The organism is Burkholderia sp. KL41 (assembly GCF_057005415.2).
In genome coordinates, this window is record NZ_CM189268.1 from 150,961 (window position 1) to 172,967 (window position 22,007).

A 22,007-nucleotide genomic window follows, 5' to 3' on the forward strand; every position below is an offset into this window, starting at 1 on the left:
TGGCGCACGAGTCGAGCGCATCTTTCTGCTTCCTTTGTCGCAATCGTCAAGATTCGCGTCGCGTGCGGATAAAACCTCCCCGTTCCACCCGCCGTTAACCCGTTCGCAGCCCATGCGCCGCGTGTTGCGACACGGCGCGCGTCTTTCGTGATCCGGAATCCACATCCGCCGCTGGCCGCGCCCGGCCGGCGCAAGGGAACGTCATGCGAAAACAACTCACTATCCGTGGTGGCCTCGTCGCGACCATCGCGGGTTATACCGTGCTGCTCGTGCTGGTGGTCGGCGCATGCATCGCGGCCCTCTATATGGGCAACGGTTCGCTCGAGGCGATGTACCGCGACGACACCGCGTCGCTGCTGCACCTGAAGACCAGCTCCGAGCGCATGCTCGTGCTGCGCGAACGGATGAGCGACGTCGCGCAGGTCATCAGCGCCGGCCGGTCGGCGAAGGAAGAGGTCGCGAAAGTCCACGCGCTCCTCAAGCAGAGCAACGACGAACTGGAGGCCTACGCGCGCCTGCACGCGCGCAACGCCGACGAACAGGCGCTGTTCGACACGCTGCAGAATCGCCGTCGGGCCCTGCTCGACGGCGTGTTCCTGAAGGCGCTCGCGCAACTCGACGGCGACGATGCGTTCGGCTTCCTCGACACGCAACGCACCGCGCCGCCCGCCCTGTTCACCGCGTACCAGGAGGCGATCGATGCGCTCGAATCGTTCCAGGTTGCGCGTGAAAAGGCGCGCTACGAGGCGGCCGGTGTCCTGTTCCACCGGATCGTGTGGGGGATGGTCGCGGTCGCGGTGCTCGCGCTCGTCGTCGGCTTCGTGGCGCAGCGCGTGCTCGCGAAGGCGATCATCGAGCCGATCAGGCTCGCGGTCGGCCAGTTCGAAAAGATCTCGAAGGGCGACCTGACCGGCACGGTCGTCGTGCCCGGCGAGAACGAGATGGCGTATCTGCTGCATGCGCTGAAGCGGATGCAGGACGGCCTCGTCGACACCGTGAACCAGGTGCGCACGAGTACGGAGACGATCGTCGGCGACGTGCGCACGATCGCGAGCGGCAACGTCGACTTGTCGGCGCGTACCGAGCAGCAGGCCGTGTCGCTGCAGCAGGCGGCGGCGAGCGTCGAGCAACTGACGGCGGCCGTGCGCCAGAACGCGGACAACGCGCGCGATGCCCGCACCTATGTCGAGGGCGCGGCGGGCATCGCGTCGCGCGGCGGCGACGCGATGCGGCGCGTCGTCGAGACGATGTCGGCGATTTCGCACAGTTCCGCGAAGATCTCCGGGATCGTCGGCGTGATCGAGAGCATCGCGTTCCAGACCAACATCCTCGCATTGAACGCTGCCGTCGAAGCCGCGCGCGCGGGCGAGCAAGGGCGCGGCTTCGCGGTCGTCGCGACCGAGGTGCGCGGGCTCGCGCAGCGCTGCGCGTCGGCTGCGAAGGAAATCCGCGAGCTGATCGGCCATTCCGCGCAGCGCGTCGAGGACGGCAGCGGTCTCGTCGCACTGGCCGGCTCGGCGATGGCCGAGCTCGTCGCCGCGGTCGAGCGCGTCAATACGATCATGAGCGACACCAGCCACGCGTTCGAAGAGCAATCGTCGGGCATCGAGCAGGTGAACGCCGCGGTCATCCAGATGGAGCAGGCGATGCAGCGCAATGCCGCGCTGGTCGAGGAGGCCGCGGCCGCGGCGCTGTCGCTCGACGAACAAGGCGCGCGGCTGAGCGCGGCGGTCGCGCAGTTCCGTCTGCGTGACGACGCGCTCGCGTGATGCCTCGAGGCGGGCGGCGGGTACCGGATCGTCGGGCCGCGCTCGCGGCACGACACGGTGCGGACGTCGTCGAAGCAGCACACTTCTGGTGCGGACATCCTGACTGCCGATATTGACGCAACCGATGCGCCGGCACGATGAGGAACCGGATCCGGGCGAGCGTCGAACCCGATGCGCAGTTGTTCGCGTTCAGTGCCCGCGATGCGGCGACGGCGGCGCGGCGACGCCTGTCGGCAAGGGCGGCCGCGCGATTGCCGCCAGGTTCTCCACAGGGTTATGCACGGAAATTGTGGATAAGTCGGAGGGCGGTGCATAACTGCCGACGCGTCCCTGAACGCGGAGGTTGCAATGTGACATCGCGCGGCGCGAATTGCTTTGCTGGAAAGATCGTTTAGTGGCCGAAGCGGATCGGAATAGCATGACGACTTCCCTCAACCGGCCGTCGCATGCGAGGCCGATGATTGCGACCGTACCGGCCCGACCATGACCACACTGAACGACTATCTCGAACAGAAGCGCGACGCCTGGCTCGCGAAAAAGGATGCCGCGCGCAACGATCCGGAATTCAAGGCGACGCCGCTGAAAGCGACCGTGCGTGCACTGGGCCGCAGCGGCGTGCGCGAGATCCGCATTCGCGACTTCCAGGTGATCAGCGACAGTCCGCCCGATTTTGCGGGCTACAACCTCGGGCCGGCGTCGCCGGAGCTGCAGCTCGGCGTGCTGGGCAGTTGCCTGACGCACATCACGCTGATCCAGGCCGCGGAGCGCGGCCTGAAGATCGACTCGATCGAGGTCGAGGTGACCGGCGACCAGCATCCGCTCGCGCAGCAGCCGGGCTTCGAGCATGTGCCGGTGTTTCCGCACAACCTCCGCTACACGCTCGATATCGTGTCGCCCGAACCGCCGGAGACGATTCGTGCACTGCATCAGGCGGTCGAGGCCGTGTGCCCGATCTTCAACCTGTTGACGCTGCCGCAGACGATCGACGGCGAATTGCGGCATACGCACGGCTGAGCACGGTTGATGTGCGTCGGTGCACCGGCGCGTCGCGGCACTGCATGGGGCCGCGACGTGAGCGGGCACGCTCGATCTCCCGCGCACCCTGTTGGGGCGCCGATACGACGATGATTCTCGCCGCATGCGCGTGACACTCCGGATGCGTCGCCCAGGCGTTGAACGTGTGCCGGATCGGGGTCGGGAGATGCCGGCGACGAATCGGCGATGAATCAACCCGGAATCAGCCCGAAATCAACCCGCGCGAATGCCGGATTCCCCACCCGGGTTGTCGTGCGTCAAACGCTTCGCCCCGCCGGCACGATCCTGAAGATGCTGGAACGCGTCCAGCAGCCGCGCGCGCAGCACGGCCAGCGACGGGTCGCGGCGGTCGCGCGGTCGTGCGGCTTCGACATGGATCTCGTCGTCGATGCGGCCCGGGTCGGGCGCGAGCATCAGCACGCGATCGCCCAGGTACAGCGCTTCGTCGAGATCGTGCGTGACGACGATCGCGGCCATCCGGTGCCGCGCGACGACATCGAGCAGCAGCGTCTGCAACCGCATCCGGGTCATCGCGTCGACCGCGCTGAACGGTTCGTCGAGCAGCAGCAGGTCCGGTTCGCCGAACAGCCCGCGCGCGATCGCGGCGCGCTGGGCCATCCCGCCCGACAACGTGGCCGGCAGTTGCCGGGCGACGCCGGCAAGGCCGACTTCGTCGAGCAGCCGGGCGACGGCCGGCGCGCGCCCGCCTCGCGGGCCGGCCGCAAAGCCGACGTTGTCCGCGATCGATAACCACGGCAGCAGTCGCGGCTCCTGGAAGATCACGCCGACGCGCGGGGAGGGGCCGTCGAGCGCGACGCCTCCCAGCTTCACGCTGCCGCGGAAATCCGTGTCGAGGCCGGCGACGATCCGCAGCAGCGTGCTCTTGCCGCATCCGCTCGGGCCGACCACGCAGACGATCTCGCCGCGCGTGACCTGCAGCGGGACGTCGGCGAGGATCGTGCGGCCGCCGTAAAGCTTGCGGGTGATGCGCAGGTCGAGCAGCGGTGTTGCCGCGTCTGCTGCCGTATGTGCGGAAGCGCGCGTGCTCATGTCGACGCCTTGCGTTTCGCGTGATCGAATGCGTCGCGCCAGCCGAGCCAGTGCGACTCGATGCGCGCCATCGCGCCGTCGGTCAGCTTGCCGAGCAACGCCAGCAGCAGGATCGCACCGAACACGAGATCGGGCCGCCCGGTCTCGCGGCCGTCGCTCAGCAGGAAGCCGAGGCCGCGCGTGGCCGCGATCAGCTCCGCGGCGACCATGAACATCCACGCGAGGCTGAGGCCGGTACGCAGGCCGGTGACGATCTGCGGCAGCGCGGCCGGCAGCAGGATTCGCCGGAACAGCGCGAGCGGGCCGAGCCGGTACACGGCGCCAAGCTCGACGAGCTTGCGGTCGACGTCGCGAATGCCGGCGACCACCGCGAGGTGGACGGGGAAGAATGCGCCGATGGCGATCAGCGTGATCTTCGGTGCTTCATCGATGCCGAGCCACAGCAACAGCACCGGCACCCACGCGAGCGACGGAATCGCGCGCAGCGCCTGGAACGTCGGTTCGAGCAGCGCGTCGATCCGTCGGCTCAGGCCCATCGCCGCGCCGACGGCGAGCGCGAGTACGGCGCCGGCCGCGAAACCGGCCGCGACCCGCAGCGTACTCGCGCCGACGTGGCGCGCCACGCGCGTGATGCCCATGCCGGCGAGCGTGGCGAGAATCTCGCTTGGCGCCGGAACGAGATGGTCCGGCAGCCAGCCCTGGCGCACGACGACCTCCAGCAACGCGAGCATCGCGAACGGCAGCGCGAGGCCCGCGAGCCGCCACCGGCGAAGCGGATCGCGCCGGCCGGCGCGGGGCGACGCGGGGCGGCGAGGCGCGAGCGTGTCGTCGCGGGCGGCGCTGTTCGTCATGGGCGGCAGGCTCAGTGCGAAGCGGCGACGAGCGGGCGTGCGAACGCCGGATCGATCAGCGTATCGACGATCTTCGCGGGATCGACGCCGGGCTTGGTCAACTGCTCGGCCGTCAGCACCGGCGCGGCCGCCTTCAGTGCCGCGCGCTGCGTTTCGCCGGGTACGGGGTCGCTGAAGTCGTTGCGCTGAAGCTGCAGTTTCGCCACCGGCAGCGACACCTTCGATTCGTCGGCGACGATCTGCGCGGTGTCGGCCGGATGCGCGACGATCCACTGGCGCGCGCGATCGTAGACCTTCAGTACGCGCGTGACCGCTTGCGGGTACTGGCTGGCGAAGGCATCGCGGACGTTCAGGAAACCGTAGGTGTTGAACGCGACATTGCGGTAGAGCAGGCGGGCGCCGTCGTCGAGCTGCGCCGCGGCCATGTGCGGATCGAGGCCGGCCCACGCGTCGACCTGGCCGTTCGCGAGCGCGGTGCGCCCGTCGGGATGCTGCAGGTTGACGATCTCGACGTCGTCGCGGGTCAGGCCGACCGTATGCAGTGCGCGCAGCGTGAACAGGAACGGATCGGTGCCGCGCGTCGCGGCGATTTTCTTGCCCTTCAGGTCCGCGAGCGAGCGGATCGGCGAATCCTTGCGGACCACGAGCGCGGTCCACTCGGGGCGCGAGAACACGTAGACGGTATGGATCGGATTGCCGTTCGCGCGTGCGAGCACCGACGCGAGACCCGCGGCGGAACCGAAGTCGACCGCACCGCTGTTCAGGTATTCGAGTGCGCGATTGCTGCCCAGGCTCAGCACCCAGCGAATCGACGTGCGGTCGGCCTTGAATTCGTCCTCGAGCCAGCCGAAGTGGCGGATCACCAGGCTCTCCGGCGAGTAGTACGCGTAGTCGACGCGGATTTCCGCGGGCGTCGCCGCGCGTGCGTGCACCGAGACGAGGCCGGCGAACGCGGCAACGACGAGGGCCGCGGATTGCCATGCGCGGGACCAGGACAGCTTCATCGGGGATTCTCCGGAAGAACGGCAACGAGCCGGGGACGGGCAGGGTGACCGGCTAATGTAGCGAAGCCGCGGGGTTTCGGTAACGAAGAAATCCGCGATTGAACATGCGCGTTGCTGCTAAGCGCGGGCGGCGGGCAACTTTATGACGCGGGTCGATTAATTTATCGGTTTATATCGCTTGGGAGAACCGGATCGGGAGAACAGAATGCCTGCTGCCGGAGCTCGACGGCGTCGCGTGTCGAGAGGCGTGCAGTTGCGAAGGGTCGTTGCCGGTCGCGATTGAACACGCACGACTTCCGGCTTCATGCGGACATCGCCGGCCCGTCGGCGAAAAACAAAGGAGTGCGATGAGTTCGATCGACCTGAATGCCGTCTCCCCGGCTTCCTCCCCCATTCGCTCGGCAAGCGACGTCGCGCGCCTGATCAACACGGTGGACAGCTCCGTCAGCCACGCCCGGATGATCGTGCTGCTGGCGCTCGGCGGCGTCTTTCTCGATGCATACGACCTGACGACGCTGTCCTACGGGATCGACGACGTGGCACGCGAGTTCGGCCTGACACCCGCGCTGACCGGGCTGGTCGGGTCGGCGATCATGATCGGGACGATCTTCGGCAGCCTGATCGGCGGATGGCTGACCGACAGGATCGGCCGTTATCAGGTGTTCATGGCCGACATGCTGTTTTTCGTGGTCGCGGCGATCGCGGCCGGTCTTGCGCCCAATGTATGGGTGCTGATCGCCGCGCGCTTCGTGATGGGGCTCGGTGTCGGCATCGACCTGCCCGTCGCGATGGCGTTTCTCGCGGAATTCTCGAAGTTCAACGGTCGCGGCAACAAGGCGTCGCGGCTCGCCGCGTGGTGCCCGATGTGGTACGTGGCGTCGTCGGCGTGCTTCCTGCTGATCTTCGGGCTGTATTTCCTGCTGCCGGCCGAGCACGCGGGATGGCTTTGGCGCGCATCGCTGATCTTCGGCGCGGTGCCGGCCCTCGTCATCATCCTGTTCAGGAACCGCTTCATGAACGAATCGCCGCTGTGGGCCGCGAACCAGGGCGACCTGGCCAATGCCGCGAGGATCCTGCGCGAGTCGTACGGGATTCACGCACACGAGGCGGAGGACGCGCGACGCGCGCCGAGCCAGCCGCCCGTGCGCATTCGCGTGCTGTTCCAGCGCCCGTACCTGGGGCGCACGATCGTCGCCAGCGTGATGAACCTGTGTATCCCGTTCGAATACACGGCGATCGCATTCTTCCTGCCGTCGATCCTGTCGCAGTTTCTCGGTGCGGGCGTGTTCGAAACGATCGCGGCGTCGCTGGCGCTGAACGTGCTGTTCGCGTTTACGGGCGGTTTGCTGGGCATGCGCCTGGCCCATCGCCATGCGTCGCGCCATGTCGCGATCGCCGGTTTCGCGCTCCAGTTCGTCGCGCTCGTGGCGCTCGCGCTGGCCGGGCATCCGCATGGCGCACTCGCGATCGGCTTCGTGCTGCTGATGCTCGGCACCTGGCTGTTCGCCGAAGGTTTCGGGCCCGGCGCGCAGATGATGATCTATCCGACGCTGTCGTATCCGGCGTCGATCCGCGGTACCGGTGTCGGCTTCGGGCGGTCGCTGTGCGGCATCGGCCAGGCGCTGGCGCTGTTCGTGCTGCCGATCCTGCAGGCGCGTCTCGGCACGGACATGTTCTGGGTCGTCGCGATCAGCGCCGCGACGCCGATCGTGTTCCTGCTGATCGTGCGTTATGAGCCGACGGCGCGGGACATCGACGACGACGGCGCAGAGTGAAGGCGGTCGGGATCGTTCGTCGGCTGGGAAACGCGCGCGCTTTCATCAGTGCGCGCGTCGTCGTTACCGCGATTTCTACACTGCATCTCGATGCGCGAGTGCGCAGGCAGAACACGCAGCGGGGCTGCGCCGGGCTTCTTCGAGTGAGGGGGAGCGCAGCGATCGGGCGAGGTGTCGGGCGAGCGGCCCGCCGCACCGGTTGCTGCCTGTCGTGAAGCCGGCCGGCCCGCACATGGGCCGACCAGCCGCCGCAATGCCGTCCGCTCAGGCGGCTACCCGCTCGGCATCGCGCTTGACCTGCTCGATGTCGCGGAACTGCGCGGCCGGATGTTCGTCCGGCAGCCGCGCCGACCCGCCGAACAGTTTCTCGCGCAGCGTGCCCGGCGCATAGCCGGTCGGATACACACCGCGCCGCTGCAGTTCGGGTACGAGATGACGCACGACGTCCTCGAAGGTTTCGTGCGCGACCGCATACGCGAGGTTGAAGCCGTCCACGTCCGTGGCGGCGACCCATTCCTGCAGGATGTCCGCGACCGTCGCCGCCGAGCCGACGAACACCGGGCCCAGGCCGCCGATGCCGCCCCAGGCCGCCAGTTCCTCGATCGTCCAGGCGGTGTCGCCGCCCGACAGGTGCTCGACCGCCGACACGATCGCATTCGTCTCGACGCGCCGGACGGGATCGTTCGGCGCGTACTGGCCGAAGTCGATGCCGGTCCAGCCGGACATGAATACCAGCGAGCCGTCGTACGACACGTACTTGCGATATTCGTCGAACTTGGCCTGCGCCTTCTCGTCGGTTTCGTCGACGATCACGGTGACGAGGTTGTAGATCAATACCTTGCTCGCATCGCGCCCCGCGGCGGTGGCCTGCACGCGCACGTCGGCCACGTAGCGCGCGAGCTGCGCGCGGGTCGGCGCGGCGACGAACACGCATTCGGCATGCTGCGCGGCGAACGCCTTGCCGGGGCCGGACGCGCCGGCCTGGAACAGCACCGGCGTGCGTTGCGGCGACGGTTCGCACAGGTGGTAGCCGGGCACGTCGAAGAAGCGGCCCTTGTGGCCGATCTCGTGCACCTTTTCCGGATGCGTGAACACGCGGCCGTCGCGGTCGCGCACTACCGCGCCGTCTTCCCAGCTCCCTTCGAACAGCTTGTACAGCACCTCGACGTATTCGGCCGCGACCGCATAACGATCGTCGTGCGTGCGCAGTCCGTGATCGCCGATGTTCTTCGCGCCGCTTTCGAGGTAGGACGTGACGATGTTCCACGCGAGCCGGCCCTTCGTGTGATGATCGGCGGTCGACAGCCGGCGCGCGAACGTGTACGGGTGTTCGAACGTCGTCGACGCGGTGATGCCGATGCCGAGATGCTCGGTCGCCATCGCGATCGGCGCGGCAAGCTGCAGCGGATCGTTGACCGGGATCTGCGCGGCCTGGTGCAGCGCGTGGTAGTTGCTGCCCTTGTAGACGTCGTAGTAGCCGATCACGTCCGCGATGAAGATCGCGTCGAAGATTCCGCGCTCGAGCACGCGGGCGAGGTCGGTCCAGTAGTCGAGATCCTTGTACTGCCACGACCGGTCGCGCGGATGGGCCCACAGCCCGGGCGACTGGTGGCCGACGCAGTTCATCTCGAACGCGTTGAAGCGGATGGTCTTGCCGGTCTTGCTCATTGCGCGGCTCCCGTCTCTGCTTGCGTGCCCGCGCCGTTGCCGACCTGCCAGACGAACGGCGGCGTGCGCCCGTTGATGACCCAGTCGCCGACGATCCGCGCCTTGTAGACGAGCGGATTGTGCGACGACACGGTGCGCGCGTTGCGCCAGTGGCGGTCGAGCGCCGTCGTGCTGCGGGTGGCGGACGCCCCGAGCGCGTCGAACAGGTGCGTCGCCGCACGCAGCACGAGTTCCGACACGACGAGCTGGCTCTGCGCGGATTCGATCTCGGCCGCGACGTTCGCGTCGTGCTCGGCCGTCGCGTCGCCGCCGAAGTGCGCTTCGTAGGCCCGTTGCAGCGGCTGCGCGGCGCGCTGCGCGAGCGCGTCGGCCGCGTAGGCCCACGACGCGATCTCGCCGACCACCTGCTGCAGCTGCGCGTCGTCGCCGGCACGCGGTGCGTTGCCGTGGCTGTACACGCGGGTGCGGTGGCGCACCAGCTCGCCGGCGTCGCGCACGATCGCGTGGCCGATGCCGGCCAGCGTCGCGATGTGGAAGAGCTGGTAGAACGCGGTCTGGTACTTGAAGCGTCGCGCGAAGTCGATCACGTCCCGTGCGTCGACCGTCGCATCCTCGAAGCGCGTGGTGCCGCTGCCGGTCGTCGTCTGGCCGAAGCCGTCCCAGTCGTCTTCGCGGATCACGCCGGGTTGCGCGGTCGCGACGGCGACGATCACGTCGCTGCCGTCGCTCGCGCGTTGCGCGAACACGTCGATCCAGTCGGCAAACAGGCTGCCGGTGCTGTAGAACTTCCGGCCGTTCAGCACGAGCCGGCCGTTCTTTTCCGACACCTTCGTGATGGTCTGGCCGAGCGACACGTCGCCGGTCTCGGTCCACGCATTGCCGACGAGCTGGCCGCTCGCGAAGCGGTCGAACCACGTCTGTCGATCGGCGCCGGGCGGCGCGTTCAGCCAGTCCTCGACGAACGCGAAGTGCCCGCGCAAGGCCTGCGGCAGATTGGAATCGGCGGCGGCGAGCTCGGTCAGCAACTGGAACAGCTGCGGCAGCGATGCGCCGGCGCCGCCGTCGCGCACCGGCAGCCGGACGGCGCCGAAGCCGGCGGCCTTCAGCCAGCCGATCGCCTCGTGCGGCAGTTCGCGGCGGCGTTCGCGTTCCGCGGTGCCGGCCGCGATGCGTTCGAAGATCGGCCTGAAGCGGCTGGCAAGCGCGTCATAGTCGGTGCCGGTGGAAAGTTCGGTTGCGGCGGGAGATGAAGTCATGCGGTGGTCCTTGAAAGGCGGGGGCCGTCGATGCCGGCAGGCCAGTATAGGAAGCACGATGCGGACGATCCAATAACGGATTCGTACATCCTTATCGCTGCCGGGCATTACGCGGGCGACGCGCCGTGGCATCGATGCCGGGGCGTCGATGTCGCTGCTGACGCGCGGTTTCTTGCGCGCGGCGTGCCGCATCGTTTGTCGTTCGAAGGAATATCGTTGTGCGAATCGCTCGGTTTGCCGGCGCTCGGGGCGCTGCTAGATTGAACGTTTCCGTCAACCAGCAGGAGAGCCCGATGTCAGAGACGAGCGCCACGATCCAGGAACGACCGGCCGATACGCAACCGCAGGCGGCCAGCGTGATCGCCGACGACGCACAGGCCATCGCGGCCGCGCATGCGCTTGCGCAACGCCTTGCGCAAGGCGCGGCCGAGCGCGACCGCGAGCGCCGGTTACCGCGCGACGAGATCGAATGGTTCTCGCAGTCGGGGCTGTGGGCCATCACGGTGCCGAAGGCTTATGGCGGTGCGGGCGTCTCGCATGTGACGCTGACGGAGGTGGTGAAGATCGTCGCGGCGGCCGATCCGTCGCTCGGGCAGTTGCCGCAGAATCATTTCGGGCTGGTCGACGTGATCGCGCTGACCGGCACCGACGCGCAGAAGCGCCTTTTCTTCTCGGAAGTGCTGAGCGGCAAGCGGTTCGGCAACGGTTTTTCGGAGAAGGGCACGAAACACGTGCTCGACCTGAAGACGCGCGTGCGCCGGGACGGCGACGATTACGTCGTCGACGGCACCAAGTTCTATTCGACCGGGGCGCTGTTCGCGCATTACGTGCCGGTGCTCGGCCTCGACGACGAGCGCCGCGCGTGGCTCGCATACATCCGCCAGCCGGCGCCGGGGCTGACCGTGATCGACGACTGGTCGGGATTCGGGCAGCGGACCACCGCGAGCGGCACGGTCGTGCTCGACAACGTGCGCGTGCCTGCGTCGCACGTGCTGCCGGCGCAACGCGTGTCGGACCTGCCGACGCTGAACGGCCCGCTGTCGCAGATCATCCAGGCCGCGATCGATGCGGGCATCGCCAGGGCCGCGCTCGACGATACGCTGGCATTCGTGCGCACACGCACGCGGCCGTGGGTCGACAGCGGCGTCGAGCGCGCGGCGGACGATCCGTTGACGATTCGCGAGATCGGCCATCTGCACATTCAGCTGCATGCGGCGGAGGCGTTGCTCGAGCGCGCGGCGCGCACGCTCGACGAGATCGCGGCGCGCGGCGACGTGACCGAGGACGACGTTGCGCGCGCGTCGGTAGCGGTGGGCGAGGCGAAGGTGCTGACGACGGAGATCGCGCTGCTCGCGGGCGAGAAGCTGTTCGAGCTGGCCGGCACGCAGGCGACGCTTTCCGAGCACAACCTCGACCGGCACTGGCGCAATGCACGCACGCATACGCTGCACGATCCGGTGCGCTGGAAATATCACCTCGTCGGCAACTACTATCTGAACGGCGTGCGCCCGGCACGCCATGCGTGGAATTGAATCCGTTGCGATCGTGGCTGTTTCGCCCGGCGATGACCGAGTGAGCCGCCGCGGTCTGATGCATCCACACGATCGTGTGGCGAACCCGGCACTGCGTTCGACGCGCAGGCGCCGGGATCAACGGCGGATCGGGCTGTCGACCGTGTGCCGTGCGGCACTTGCGGCGATAATCGGCATCCCGACCTCGACTGCCGCCCCTCATGACCCTCCCTGCGTTCGCACCCTTTCAGGATCTGGCCAAGGCCCTGCTGGCTCACTGGAGCGGCGCCGACGGCGACGGTTCCCACGACACTTCGCATCTGCAACGCGTGTGGAAGAACGCGGCCGCGATCCACGCGAAGGAGGGCGGCGATGCCGAGGTGCTGTTCGCCGCGACATTGCTGCACGACTGCGTGGCGGTCGAGAAAGATTCTCCGCTTCGCGCGCAGGCATCGCGGCTGTCGGCGCAAAAGGCCCGGCAGGTGCTGAAGTCGCTGGATTGGCCTGACGCGAAGGTCGACGCCGTTGCTCACGCGGTCGAGGCGCACAGTTTCTCGGCCGGTGTCGCGCCGATGACGCGCGAAGCAAAGGTGTTGCAGGACGCCGACCGGCTCGATGCGATCGGGATGGTAGGCGTCGCGCGGTGCTTTTATGTCGCGGGCCGGATGGGCAGCGCGCTGTACGACCCGGCCGATCCGCACGCATCGGAACGGGAACTCGACGACACGCGTTTCGCGATCGATCACTTCCGCACGAAACTGCTGAGGCTTTCAACCGGTTTCCAGACCGCCACCGGTACCCGGATGGCGATCGTTCGTCGCGACCGGTTGCAGCGGTTTCTCGACGAGTTTGCAGACGAGATCTGATTTCGTCGACGAAGCCTTCGGATGAGCAGTCGGTCCGACTCGGGAATGACGACTTCATTTCATTGTGCGGACGATTTCCTCCATCCATCCTTTCTGCCTGAAAGCTGGACTGTTAAATTTTGTCATATGTCGATTGATCTGCGGCTGTCTCAATGATCTCCAGCTACATTCAGCAATAATTGGCGGCGGGCCTGGTTCGCCGGCTGATCGATTTAAACAAAGGGAAATTGCCTCTTGAACGTGTTGCATTGCGAAATGCAGAGATCGTGTTCTCATAAAAAAATCGGAGAAGCACGCGATACGTTTTTGCAGGCTGGGCACCGGATGCCCGGTCACATTGGAATTTGACAGGGGCTTGCGTGGGCGTGCGTGCGCCAGCGGAATCCGAAGGGAAGCCGAATGCAGTTGAGCGTCCGCTGGTGCTGAATCGTGGCTTCAGCGAGAGCCATGGATTTCCACCGTGATTTACAGTAAAAAATAAATACAACGCCATCATCTTATTCGGTCCGAGATACGCGCAACGGAGCACTATCCATGAGTTCGGCAAGATCGCTCAATATCGGCATCACAATAGGCCTTCACCACGCGGGAGAGAGTCTCTGGGTCAACGGCATCAAGCAGAACGCCTTGTATCTGATGAAACTCTTCCAGCACTCGCCGCTCAATCATCGGGTGACGCTCGTCAACACGACGAACGTCAGGGTCACGTCGGATCTTCCGTGGGATATCAAGCGGTTCCCGGTGTGTTCCTTCGACGACGCCAAGGATTCGCTCGATGTTTTGATCGAACTCGGCGGGCAAATCGATGCACAGCAAACCGCGTATCTGCAGGCGCGCGGCACAAAAGTTGTGAGCTACTGTTGCGGCCCGGAATACGTACACATGATGCAAGCCATGATTTTCGGCAGGCGGCATGCGGAAACGGTATTCATCAACCAACGTTATGATCAGGTGTGGATCATCCCGCAAGTCGTCGATACCAGCGCAAGCTTTTTCAGCGTATTGCGACGTCAGCCTGTTCGTGAGGTACCGTTCGTTTGGGATCCGATATGCATTGAAGAACGATCGGCTACTCTTCCGCATCGCGGAGAGTATCGCCCGACCGGGCAGGAAAAACGGCTATCCATCATGGAGCCGAATATCGACGTTACCAAGTTTTGCCTCTATCCGCTTTTGATCGCGGAATTGGGCTATCGGAAGTGTGGCGCAAAGATATCCTATGTACACGCGACGAACACGGAGCACCTGGCAAATGGCAGCCCGGAATTCATTGGCATCGCGCATCACCTCGATCTTGTTCGGGATTCGAAGATAAGCTTTGTCGGCTACTACAACACGCCTCAGTTTCTTTCCGAGTTCACCGATATTGTAATATCCCATCAATCGGGGCTTTCCCTGAATTACTTCTATTTCGATGTTTGCTGGAACGGCTACGCGCTGGTTCATAACGCCTCACTCTGCTCCGAGCTGGGCTACTTCTATTCTAAAAACGATGCGGAAGAAGGTTCTCGGCAACTCTTGCACGCAATTGATTCTCACGATGAGGATTGGCAGGGTTATCGAGCGCGGCAACGGGAAATAATCGGTCGGTTTTTGTCTTCAAATCCGAAGCAGATTGAAATGTACGACAAACTGCTTGTCGGCCTGTTCGAGTGAAACAGGTAGTGTTCCGCGAACCGGCGTGCATCGGGTCAGGCGGCTGGGCGGAAAGTGGGGGGGCAGGTGAATTGATTCGCATGAACCGTCGTGGGCATTTTTTGCGAGCCCGCAGCGTGGAAGAGCATCGCGCAACGGCAGCCCTGCGATCGAAGCCCAGGCTTCAATCGCCCCCCGCCTGATAAAGCGCTTTCACCTGCGATAGCGCGTCGATGAACTGATCCTTGAGCGCCTGCGGCCCCAGGATTTTCACGTGTGCGCCGTACCCCAGCAGTGTCCGCGCGCCGTGCTCGATCGATTCGATCGGCAACAGACACTCCTTCCATCCCGGTGGTACCTCCGCGCTGCCCGCATGCTGCAAGACCGGCGCGGTCTTGATCCGCGCGCTTGCAGCATCATCATGATCGACAACAGGCGGCTTGCTTTCATGAGCGCACGTTAGCTCGAATACATGACATGAGGTGTTCAGGTCTTCGGTGAAGTCGGTCTGCGAGAACGCGACGATGCCGTCGTAGTGGGTCTTCGCGCTGCCCATCATGCCCTGCCGCCACCCGTTCCGGATGACGCCTTGCGACGGTTTGGCGCTGTCGCGGTTGTAGCCGTAGAACGGGGCGGCCGTCCCGACGCGATCCGACGTGCCCCTCTATTCCGGTCCTTGACCTTAAAGTTGACTTCAAGCCTAGAGTGCTTGCTGACGGCGGTGAGTCAGCAGGCTTCGGGTGTTGCCTGCCACGGTCGATCATCGACGAGAGGCGACGAACATGGACAGGCGGTTTACACAGGTCGAATTCGGGCCGCACACGGTCGACGTGCCCGAAGGCGGGTACTACGACCGGTTCCGGATGAATCCCGACCTCGACGAGGTGGCGCGCGATCCCGCCGCGGGGAGCATCGATTTTTTCCGTCGGATTCCGAAGCGTCAGGTTGCTTCGCGGGTCGGCCCGACCTGGGCGCCGAATTTCTACTACCGTTCCAGCAGCATCCAGCTGCTGTTCCTTGCGCCGCTCGAACGCCTGCGGACCACGCTGCCGGTGCCGCTCGAACCGCTGCGTGCGTTGCCCGGGTACGGGCTGGTCGCGCTGACCTTCTTCTCGTATTCGGTGTGCGACAACGATCCGTATGACGAAGTGTCCGTCGCGGTGGTCATCCGCCGGCCCGGCGCGACAGGGTCGCACGCGCGCGAGCTGATCGATTCGATGCGGCGCCGGAGCTTCTTCGCGCACGTGCTGGCGCTGCCGGTCACCACGGAAATCGCGCGAGTGCGCGGCGTGCACGGTTATCAGTTGCCCAAGTGGCTCGCCGACATCGACGTGGACCTCGGCGCCACCGCCCGCGCCCGCATCGCCGGCCCGGGCGGCCGGCCGGACCTGAGCCTGAGCGTGCCGCTGCCGGCACTGACCCACGTTGCATCGCAGTCGCACATGGGCTCGACGACGATGATCAATCGCATCGACGGCGAATGGCACCAGACATCGGTGCAGACGAATGCGCTATCGTTCGCCCAGCGCCTGTTGCCGCGCAACGTCGAGCTCGTGCGGCACGGCGGTCCGTTGAGCCAGCTGCTCGACGGGCTGGGCGCGTCCACCATCCTGCGTCTCGACGTGGTGAAGGACGCGCAACTGGTCCTGAACCTGCCGACCCCGTTGAAGGCCTTCGATGAACCCGGAAAGCAACGCTGACGCCACGTCCGTTCGCGGCACCCCCGCGCAGAAGGAATCCCCCATGAGGAACCGCCCATGACCCGGCCGACCCACGATCTCGTCGTATTTGGCGCCACCAGTTTCGTCGGGCAGATCCTGGCCCGCTACCTGTCCGAGTACCTGTCGGGCTCCGGCGAGACGCTGCGCTGGGCCATCGCCGGCCGCTCCGAAGCGAAGCTCAGGCAGGTCAGGGATACGCTGGGTGCGGCCGGGCAGTCGGTACCGATCATCGTCGCCGATGCGGCCGACGAAGCGCAGCTTCGAGCGCTCTGCGCGCAGACGCGCGTGGTCGTGTCCACCGTCGGCCCCTATGCGCTTTACGGGGAGCCGCTGGTCAGGGTCTGCGCGGAAACCGGCACCGACTACTGCGACCTCACCGGCGAGACGCAGTGGATCAAACGGATGATCGACAGGTACGAACCGGCGGCGCGGCAATCCGGCGCGCGCGTCGTCCATTGCTGCGGCTTCGATTCGGTGCCGTCGGACATGGGCGTGTTCTTCCTGCAGCAGCAGGCGCGGCAGCGGTGGGGCGTGCCGGCCGCGCAGGTGAAGATGCGCGTCAGGACGCTGAAGGGCGGTGCGTCGGGCGGCACGGTGGCGAGCGTGATCAACGTCGTCCGCGAAGCGGCCGCCGATCCCGCGTTGCGCAGGGAGCTGCTCGATCCTTATTCGCTGTGCCCGAAGGGGCACGGCTTCACGGTACGCCAGCATGCGGTGCGGTCCGCGGCGTTCGATCGCGACTTCGACGCATGGATCGCGCCATTCGTGATGGCGGCGATCAACGAGCGTGTCGTGCACCGCTCCAATGCGCTGGCCGGCAACGCGTACGGCAGCCGCTTCACGTATGACGAAGCGGTGATGACGGGCACGGGCCTCAAGGGCCGCCTGACGGCGCTGACGATGGTGGCCGGCCTCGGCGCGTTCATGGTCGGTGTCCTCGTCAAGCCGGTGCGCAGCCTGATGGAGCGTTTCCTGCTGCCGAAGCCCGGCGAGGGGCCGAGTGCGGCCGCCCAGCTGGCCGGCCGTTACGATTTGCGTTTCTTCGGTCGTGCCGACGACGGGCGGACCTTGCGCGTGAAAGTCACCGGCGACCGCGATCCGGGCTATGGCTCCACCGGCAAGATGCTCGGCCAGGCCGCGATCGGTCTCGCACTGGATTACAGCGGAGACGGCGTCAAGACCGGCCGCGGCGGCGGCTTCTGGACGCCCGCGACGATGTTCGACGAGCGCTACATCGAGCGCCTGGTTCGCCATGCGGGGCTGCGTTTCGACGTGATTTGAGAGTGTGTGCCGTCCGCCCTGCGACAGGAAGCCAATAAAGATCGGATAACGAATCAATTTCAGGAGACAACCCGCAGTCACGACGGGACGGATGGCCGGATGCGATCCGGCGAAGGAGTATCGGAACATGAAGATCGGGGAACTGGCGGAACGCACCGGCCTTACTCCTTCGCGCATCCGCTTCTACGAGCGCATCGGTCTGTTGACGCTCGTCGCGCGCGAAGCGAACGGCTACCGCTCCTATCCGCAGGAAGCGGTGACGGTGCTCGATCTGATCACGGCCGCGCAGAAGGCGGATTTCAGCCTCGACGAGATTCGCACGCTGATTCCGGCCGGCCTCGCGCAGTGGCCGTGCGATTCGTTGCTGGAGGCGCTGCACCGCAAGGTGCGGGACATCGAGGCACTGGAGGCGCGGCTGGCGCGCAGCAAGGGACAGGTCTTGTCGCTGATCGCCGAAATCGCGGCGAAACCGGCGTCGGTCGATTGTGCGACCCATGCGAAACGATTGCTGTCGCGGGTCCCGCCGGGGAATGCGGCGGATGGCGGCGAGGCCGCCGCCGGATTGTCGGATGGCAGTACACATACCCATGGCCTCGATACGCTGCCGAGGCAAACCATAACCTTTAAGAAAAGTTGAAGGTCAAGACCCTTTCGCTTTCGTTCTCGTTTTCGTCTTCGCTGCCCGCGCAGGGCTGGCGGGCAGTATGAGTCCGTCCAGCAAGGTTGTCAGCGCATCTTCGATCGCGTGATCGCCGACCTTCTCGCGCACCAGCCGCCGGTCGATCGCCAGCATCGTCAGGCCATGCAGATGCGCCCAGCAGGCGGTTGCCTGGCCGAGCGCCGGGCGCGGGCGGATCGTGCCGGCGCGCTGGCCGTGTTCCAGGATGTCGACGACCAGCAGGAAAGGCGCCTGCACGCGCGGATCGAGATGGATGTCCGAGGGCTCCCCGGCATCCGCGGCAAACATCAGTCGATAGAGATCCGGGTTGCGCTGCCCGAACGCGAGATGGGCATACGCGAGCGCCAGCAGCACGTCCGGTGCGCTCGCCGCGGGATCGATGGACGCGGCGAGCTCGTCGTGCAGGCGATCGAAGCCGATCAGTGCGAGCTCGTGCAGCAACGCGGCCTTGTCCGGGAAATGCCGGTACGGCGCGGAGTGGCTGACGTTCGCGCGCCGCGCGATTTCGCGCAGCGTGAACTGCCAGCCCTGCTGCTCCTGCAGCGTGTCGAGCGCCGTTTCGATGATCGCGCGACGCAGATCCCCGTGGTGATAAGCCTTTTGCCCGGCGTCCGCATCCTCATCCGACGACATCGTGTTGCTCCTATGTTGACAGGGAACACATTGTGGTCCTATGATCCGCCGCATGCAAGTTGACAGTGTCTACATCGACGCAACCTCGTGAGGTGCACCATGGCCGTTTCCGCAGAATCCATCTCGAGCTTCGACCCGGCGGTGCTGCTGGCCCGCCAGCGCAACGCGTTCGTCAGCGAGGGGCCGCCGACCTTGCCGCAGCGCAAGGCCACGCTCGCGCGGCTGCGCGCCGTGGTGCTCGCGTATCGCCGCGAAGTGGAGGAGGCGATCAACGCCGATTTCGGGAATCGCTCGCGGCACGAGACCGCGATCATGGAACTGGTCGGCGTGATCCAGGCGATCGACTACCTGACGCGCAACCTGCGCCGCTTCACGAAGCCGCAGCGCCGGCACGTCGGGATTTTCTATCGGGCCGGGCAGGCTCACGTGGAGTACCAGCCGCTCGGTGTGATCGGCGTGATGGCGCCGTGGAATTACCCGTTCTCGCTCACCTTCATTCCGCTGGCGACTGCGCTGGCCGCGGGCAATCGCGCGATGCTCAAGCCGTCGGAACTGACGCCGCGCATCAGCGAGGTGATGCGCCGGATGCTCGCGGAGACCTTCCCGAGCGAAGAAGTCGCGGTCGTGCTCGGCGGCCCGGAAGTCGGTGCAGCCTTCAGCGGCCTGCCGTTCGACCATCTGCTGTTTACCGGCAGCACGCAGGTGGGCCGCAAGGTCATGAAGGCGGCCAGCGAGAACCTGGTGCCGGTGACGCTCGAACTCGGCGGCAAGAGCCCGGCGATCGTCGCGCGGGGGCATGTCGATGGCCGGACGATGTCGAGCATCGTGTTCGGCAAGCTGTCGAACGGCGGACAGACCTGCGTGGCGCCCGACTATGCGCTGGTGCATGAAGACGACCTGGACGCGTTCGTCACGCAATACGATGCGGCTGTCGCGCGCTTCTATCCGGACGGGCCGACGAGCCCGGATTACACGTCGATCGTCAGCGACCGGCATTACGACCGCCTGAAGGGGCTCGTCGACGAAGCACGCAGCAAGGGCGCGCGCGTGATCGAGGCGGGCGTGAGCCCGCAGCAGGCGGCGACCCGCAAGCGGACGCTCGCGCCCACGCTGATCGTCGGGGCCGGCGACGACACGGCCGTCATGCAGGAAGAAATCTTCGGGCCGATCCTGGCGGTGCGCACGTATCGCACGATCGACGAAGTCGTCGACTACGTGAATGCGCGTCCGCGTCCGCTCGTGCTGTATTACTTCGGTGCGCAGGACGGCGACTGCGAGTCGCTGCTCAAGCGCACCACGTCGGGCAATGTCGGCATCAACAACACGCTCCTGCACGTCGCGCAGGAAGACCTGCCGTTCGGCGGCGTCGGTCCGAGCGGGATGGGCGCGTATCACGGCATCGAGGGATTCCGCGCGATGAGCCACGCGAAGGGCGTGTTCGTACAGGGGCGCTGGAACCTGCCGAGCCTGCTGCGCGCGCCGTTCGGCAAGCTCGCGGATCTCTCGCTGGCGGCGCTGCTCGGGCGGAGCCGGGAACCGGTGGGCGTGCGCGCGGGATTGAGCGCCAAGCGCTGAACGCGGCCGCACGATGCCTGCTAGGGCGTAGTGCGCTTGCCCGCTCCCGTGCGAACGGCGGCTTCGTCGAAGATCGTCGCGGCGAATTCGACCGCGGCCGGCATCCGCGCGTCATGCATCAGCACGAATTCGACTTCCGGCAGTTCCGGCAAGCCGTCGGCCACGCCGAGCTCCCGGAGCGTGCCGTCGATCGCGCTGCGCGGCACCGGTGCGATGGCGATGCCGGCGCGCACGCATGTCCGGATGCCGGTGACGCTCGGGCTTTCGCATGCGATCCGGTAGCGCAGGTCGGCCAGCGCGAGCGCCTTGAGGGCGGCGCCCCGGTACGGGCAAGGATCGGGGAAGCACGCGAGCGGCACCTCGCCTTCCGGCAACCGCTCGTGGCGCGCAAATGCCCAGACGAGCGGCTCTTGCCACAACGTCGCGCCCTGATCCGTGTGCGCGCACCGGCTGCCGATCACGAGATCGAATTCGCCGCTGGCATGCCGCCGAAACAGGCTGTCGCCGATGTCGACCGTCAGATCCAGCCGCAAGCCGCGCCGCGTGGCCGAGTGGCGACGCATCACGTCCGGCAGCCAGCCTTCCGCGAAATCCTCCGATGCGCCGATGCGCAGCCGGGTATCGGCTGCGTCGCCGGCGCCCAGCCGCGCCCTCGCTTCCCCGCTCAGATTGAGCATCGCACGCGCGTAACCGAGCAGCGTCTGGCCATGCGCGGTGAGCGTGACGCTGCGCGTATTGCGCACGAGCAGCGCCTGGCCGACCTGTTCTTCGAGACGAACGATCTGGGCGCTGACCGCGGACTGGCTGAGATTCAGCCTGCGACCGGCGCCGGTGAAACTCCGCACGTCGGCGACGGCGACGAACGTCTGAAGCAGCGCCGTGTCGAGAGGATTCTCCATTGATCACAAATCCGGGTTAATTCAATCAATTAATATCGTTTCCAAATTATAAGCGGGCTCGATACGCTGCGAACCGTAGTGGGCGACCGCGCATCCGGCGCGTCGCCGTCACTCCTGGCAAGGACCGGCTCCATGACGTGCGTGCTCTATATCGAAGGTTCACCCAACAAGGCATATTCCGCATCCATCGAAGTGTGCAATGCGTTTCTCGACGCGTACCGGCACGCGCACCCCGATCATGAAATACGGAAGCTCGACGTGTGGGATCTGGCGATGCCCGAATTCGACGAAGATGCGCTGGCCGCGAAATATGCGGGGCTGAGCGGCACCGCGTTGACACCGTCGCAGACGGCGGCATGGCAGCGGATCGAGCAGCTCGCAGCGCCGTTTCACGCAGCGGACAAGTTCCTGTTCGGCGTGCCGCTGTGGAACTTCAGCATTCCGTACAAGCTCAAGCACCTGATCGATGCGATCTCGCAGAAGGACGTGCTGTTCACGTTCGACGACGCGGGCTTTACCGGCAAGCTGGCCGGAAAAAAGGCGGCCGTGGTCTACGCGCGCGGGCTCGGTTATCAGTCGCCGGGTTCGTTTACGCCGGCCGCCGAGTTCGATCTTCAGCGCCCGTACATGGAAACCTGGCTCAGGTTCGTGGGCGTGACGGACGTCACGGGCATCGTCGTCGAGCGTACATTGTTCGGTGCCGACGGAAAGGTCGATCGCAGCCGCGCGATCGACGAGGCCCGATCGATCGCGCGCGGGTTCTGACGTTGCCGCGCAGCGTATCCGGTGCGCCGGTGAG

At 66.1% G+C, this 22,007-nt stretch carries 19 protein-coding genes and 1 pseudogene; 11 read left to right on the forward strand and 9 right to left on the reverse strand.

Annotated elements, in window-relative coordinates; translation table 11 throughout:
• Positions 1-203: 203 nt before the first annotated feature.
• Both PQB87_RS34735 and PQB87_RS34740 read left to right on the forward strand, forming a co-directional pair.
• Positions 204-1,769, forward strand: coding sequence for a methyl-accepting chemotaxis protein (locus PQB87_RS34735; RefSeq protein WP_153491326.1), 1,566 nt, complete (start codon positions 204-206; stop codon positions 1,767-1,769).
• A gap of 483 nt (positions 1,770-2,252) precedes the next feature.
• On the forward strand, positions 2,253-2,783 hold the full coding sequence (locus tag PQB87_RS34740; protein WP_021160217.1) for an OsmC family protein: 531 nt from the start codon (positions 2,253-2,255) through the stop codon (positions 2,781-2,783).
• 234 nt (positions 2,784-3,017) lie between these two features.
• Here the strand turns inward: PQB87_RS34740 and PQB87_RS34745 are convergent, their stop codons facing one another.
• From PQB87_RS34745 to PQB87_RS34755, 3 genes are read right to left on the reverse strand one after another with little or no spacing between them, the layout of a single operon-like run.
• Positions 3,018-3,854 (reverse strand): ABC transporter ATP-binding protein, encoded by an 837-nt coding sequence (locus tag PQB87_RS34745; RefSeq protein WP_060064218.1) that lies wholly within the window; start codon positions 3,852-3,854, stop codon positions 3,018-3,020.
• A complete protein-coding gene (locus PQB87_RS34750; RefSeq protein WP_233345007.1) occupies positions 3,851-4,705 on the reverse strand; it encodes an ABC transporter permease in 855 nt (284 codons plus the stop codon). The genes PQB87_RS34745 and PQB87_RS34750 overlap by 4 nt, the downstream gene beginning before the upstream one ends.
• Before the next feature lie 11 nt (positions 4,706-4,716).
• The gene (locus PQB87_RS34755) at positions 4,717-5,709 is read right to left on the reverse strand and encodes an aliphatic sulfonate ABC transporter substrate-binding protein (RefSeq protein ID WP_059682968.1); all 993 of its coding nucleotides are present in this window, start codon (positions 5,707-5,709) and stop codon (positions 4,717-4,719) included.
• 347 nt (positions 5,710-6,056) lie between these two features.
• Between PQB87_RS34755 and PQB87_RS34760 the strand changes: the two genes are divergently transcribed.
• Complete coding sequence (locus PQB87_RS34760; RefSeq protein ID WP_027792085.1) at positions 6,057-7,484, forward strand: MFS transporter; 1,428 nt, start codon at positions 6,057-6,059, stop codon at positions 7,482-7,484.
• A gap of 264 nt (positions 7,485-7,748) precedes the next feature.
• On the opposite strand, the gene PQB87_RS34765 is transcribed toward PQB87_RS34760, so the two are convergent.
• The gene (locus PQB87_RS34765) at positions 7,749-9,152 is read right to left on the reverse strand and encodes an LLM class flavin-dependent oxidoreductase (RefSeq protein ID WP_233345009.1); all 1,404 of its coding nucleotides are present in this window, start codon (positions 9,150-9,152) and stop codon (positions 7,749-7,751) included.
• Entirely contained in the window at positions 9,149-10,408 is a 1,260-nt protein-coding gene (locus tag PQB87_RS34770; RefSeq protein WP_233345010.1) for an acyl-CoA dehydrogenase family protein, read from the reverse strand. The genes PQB87_RS34765 and PQB87_RS34770 overlap by 4 nt, the downstream gene beginning before the upstream one ends.
• A 293-nt stretch (positions 10,409-10,701) precedes the next feature.
• Here PQB87_RS34770 and PQB87_RS34775 point away from each other — a divergent pair, with 293 nt between their 5' ends.
• The 3 genes from PQB87_RS34775 (at position 10,702) to PQB87_RS34785 (ending at position 14,441) form a co-directional block, all read left to right on the forward strand.
• Entirely contained in the window at positions 10,702-11,940 is a 1,239-nt protein-coding gene (locus tag PQB87_RS34775) for an SfnB family sulfur acquisition oxidoreductase (RefSeq protein ID WP_034196241.1), read from the forward strand.
• A gap of 200 nt (positions 11,941-12,140) precedes the next feature.
• The gene (locus tag PQB87_RS34780; RefSeq protein WP_060064206.1) at positions 12,141-12,785 is read left to right on the forward strand and encodes an HD domain-containing protein; all 645 of its coding nucleotides are present in this window, start codon (positions 12,141-12,143) and stop codon (positions 12,783-12,785) included.
• Positions 12,786-13,319: 534 nt separating this feature from the next.
• Complete coding sequence (locus PQB87_RS34785; RefSeq protein WP_175936129.1) at positions 13,320-14,441, forward strand: DUF2827 domain-containing protein; 1,122 nt, start codon at positions 13,320-13,322, stop codon at positions 14,439-14,441.
• 163 nt (positions 14,442-14,604) lie between these two features.
• Here PQB87_RS34785 and PQB87_RS34790 read toward each other — a convergent pair whose 3' ends face one another.
• Complete coding sequence (locus PQB87_RS34790) at positions 14,605-14,910, reverse strand: WCX domain-containing protein (RefSeq protein ID WP_279609153.1); 306 nt, start codon at positions 14,908-14,910, stop codon at positions 14,605-14,607.
• A pseudogene (locus tag PQB87_RS34795) lies at positions 14,904-15,057 on the reverse strand (alpha/beta fold hydrolase); the annotation flags it as partial. The pseudogene PQB87_RS34795 and the gene PQB87_RS34790, both read right to left, overlap by 7 nt.
• Positions 15,058-15,202: 145 nt before the next feature.
• Here PQB87_RS34795 and PQB87_RS34800 point away from each other — a divergent pair.
• The 3 genes from PQB87_RS34800 (at position 15,203) to PQB87_RS34810 (ending at position 18,059) form a co-directional block, all read left to right on the forward strand.
• Positions 15,203-16,120 carry an acetoacetate decarboxylase family protein gene (locus PQB87_RS34800; RefSeq protein ID WP_175936128.1) on the forward strand — a complete coding sequence of 306 codons (918 nt, stop codon included), beginning with the start codon at positions 15,203-15,205 and terminating at the stop codon, positions 16,118-16,120.
• 57 nt (positions 16,121-16,177) lie between these two features.
• Positions 16,178-17,422 (forward strand): saccharopine dehydrogenase family protein, encoded by a 1,245-nt coding sequence (locus tag PQB87_RS34805; protein ID WP_489244846.1) that lies wholly within the window; start codon positions 16,178-16,180, stop codon positions 17,420-17,422.
• Between the two features lie 127 nt (positions 17,423-17,549).
• Positions 17,550-18,059: a MerR family transcriptional regulator gene (locus tag PQB87_RS34810; protein WP_489244848.1), complete on the forward strand. Its 510-nt coding sequence runs from the start codon at positions 17,550-17,552 to the stop codon at positions 18,057-18,059.
• Positions 18,060-18,062: 3 nt separating this feature from the next.
• Here PQB87_RS34810 and PQB87_RS34815 read toward each other — a convergent pair whose 3' ends face one another.
• Positions 18,063-18,734, reverse strand: coding sequence for a TetR/AcrR family transcriptional regulator (locus PQB87_RS34815; protein WP_489245167.1), 672 nt, complete (start codon positions 18,732-18,734; stop codon positions 18,063-18,065).
• 99 nt (positions 18,735-18,833) lie between these two features.
• Between PQB87_RS34815 and PQB87_RS34820 the strand changes: the two genes are divergently transcribed.
• Complete coding sequence (locus PQB87_RS34820; RefSeq protein ID WP_489244850.1) at positions 18,834-20,309, forward strand: coniferyl aldehyde dehydrogenase; 1,476 nt, start codon at positions 18,834-18,836, stop codon at positions 20,307-20,309.
• A gap of 20 nt (positions 20,310-20,329) precedes the next feature.
• Here the strand turns inward: PQB87_RS34820 and PQB87_RS34825 are convergent, their stop codons facing one another.
• On the reverse strand, positions 20,330-21,208 hold the full coding sequence (locus PQB87_RS34825) for a LysR substrate-binding domain-containing protein (RefSeq protein ID WP_113044476.1): 879 nt from the start codon (positions 21,206-21,208) through the stop codon (positions 20,330-20,332).
• A 132-nt stretch (positions 21,209-21,340) separates the two neighbouring features.
• Between PQB87_RS34825 and PQB87_RS34830 the strand changes: the two genes are divergently transcribed.
• Positions 21,341-21,973 (forward strand): FMN-dependent NADH-azoreductase, encoded by a 633-nt coding sequence (locus tag PQB87_RS34830; RefSeq protein WP_301861371.1) that lies wholly within the window; start codon positions 21,341-21,343, stop codon positions 21,971-21,973.
• The last annotated feature ends 34 nt before the right edge of the window (positions 21,974-22,007 follow it).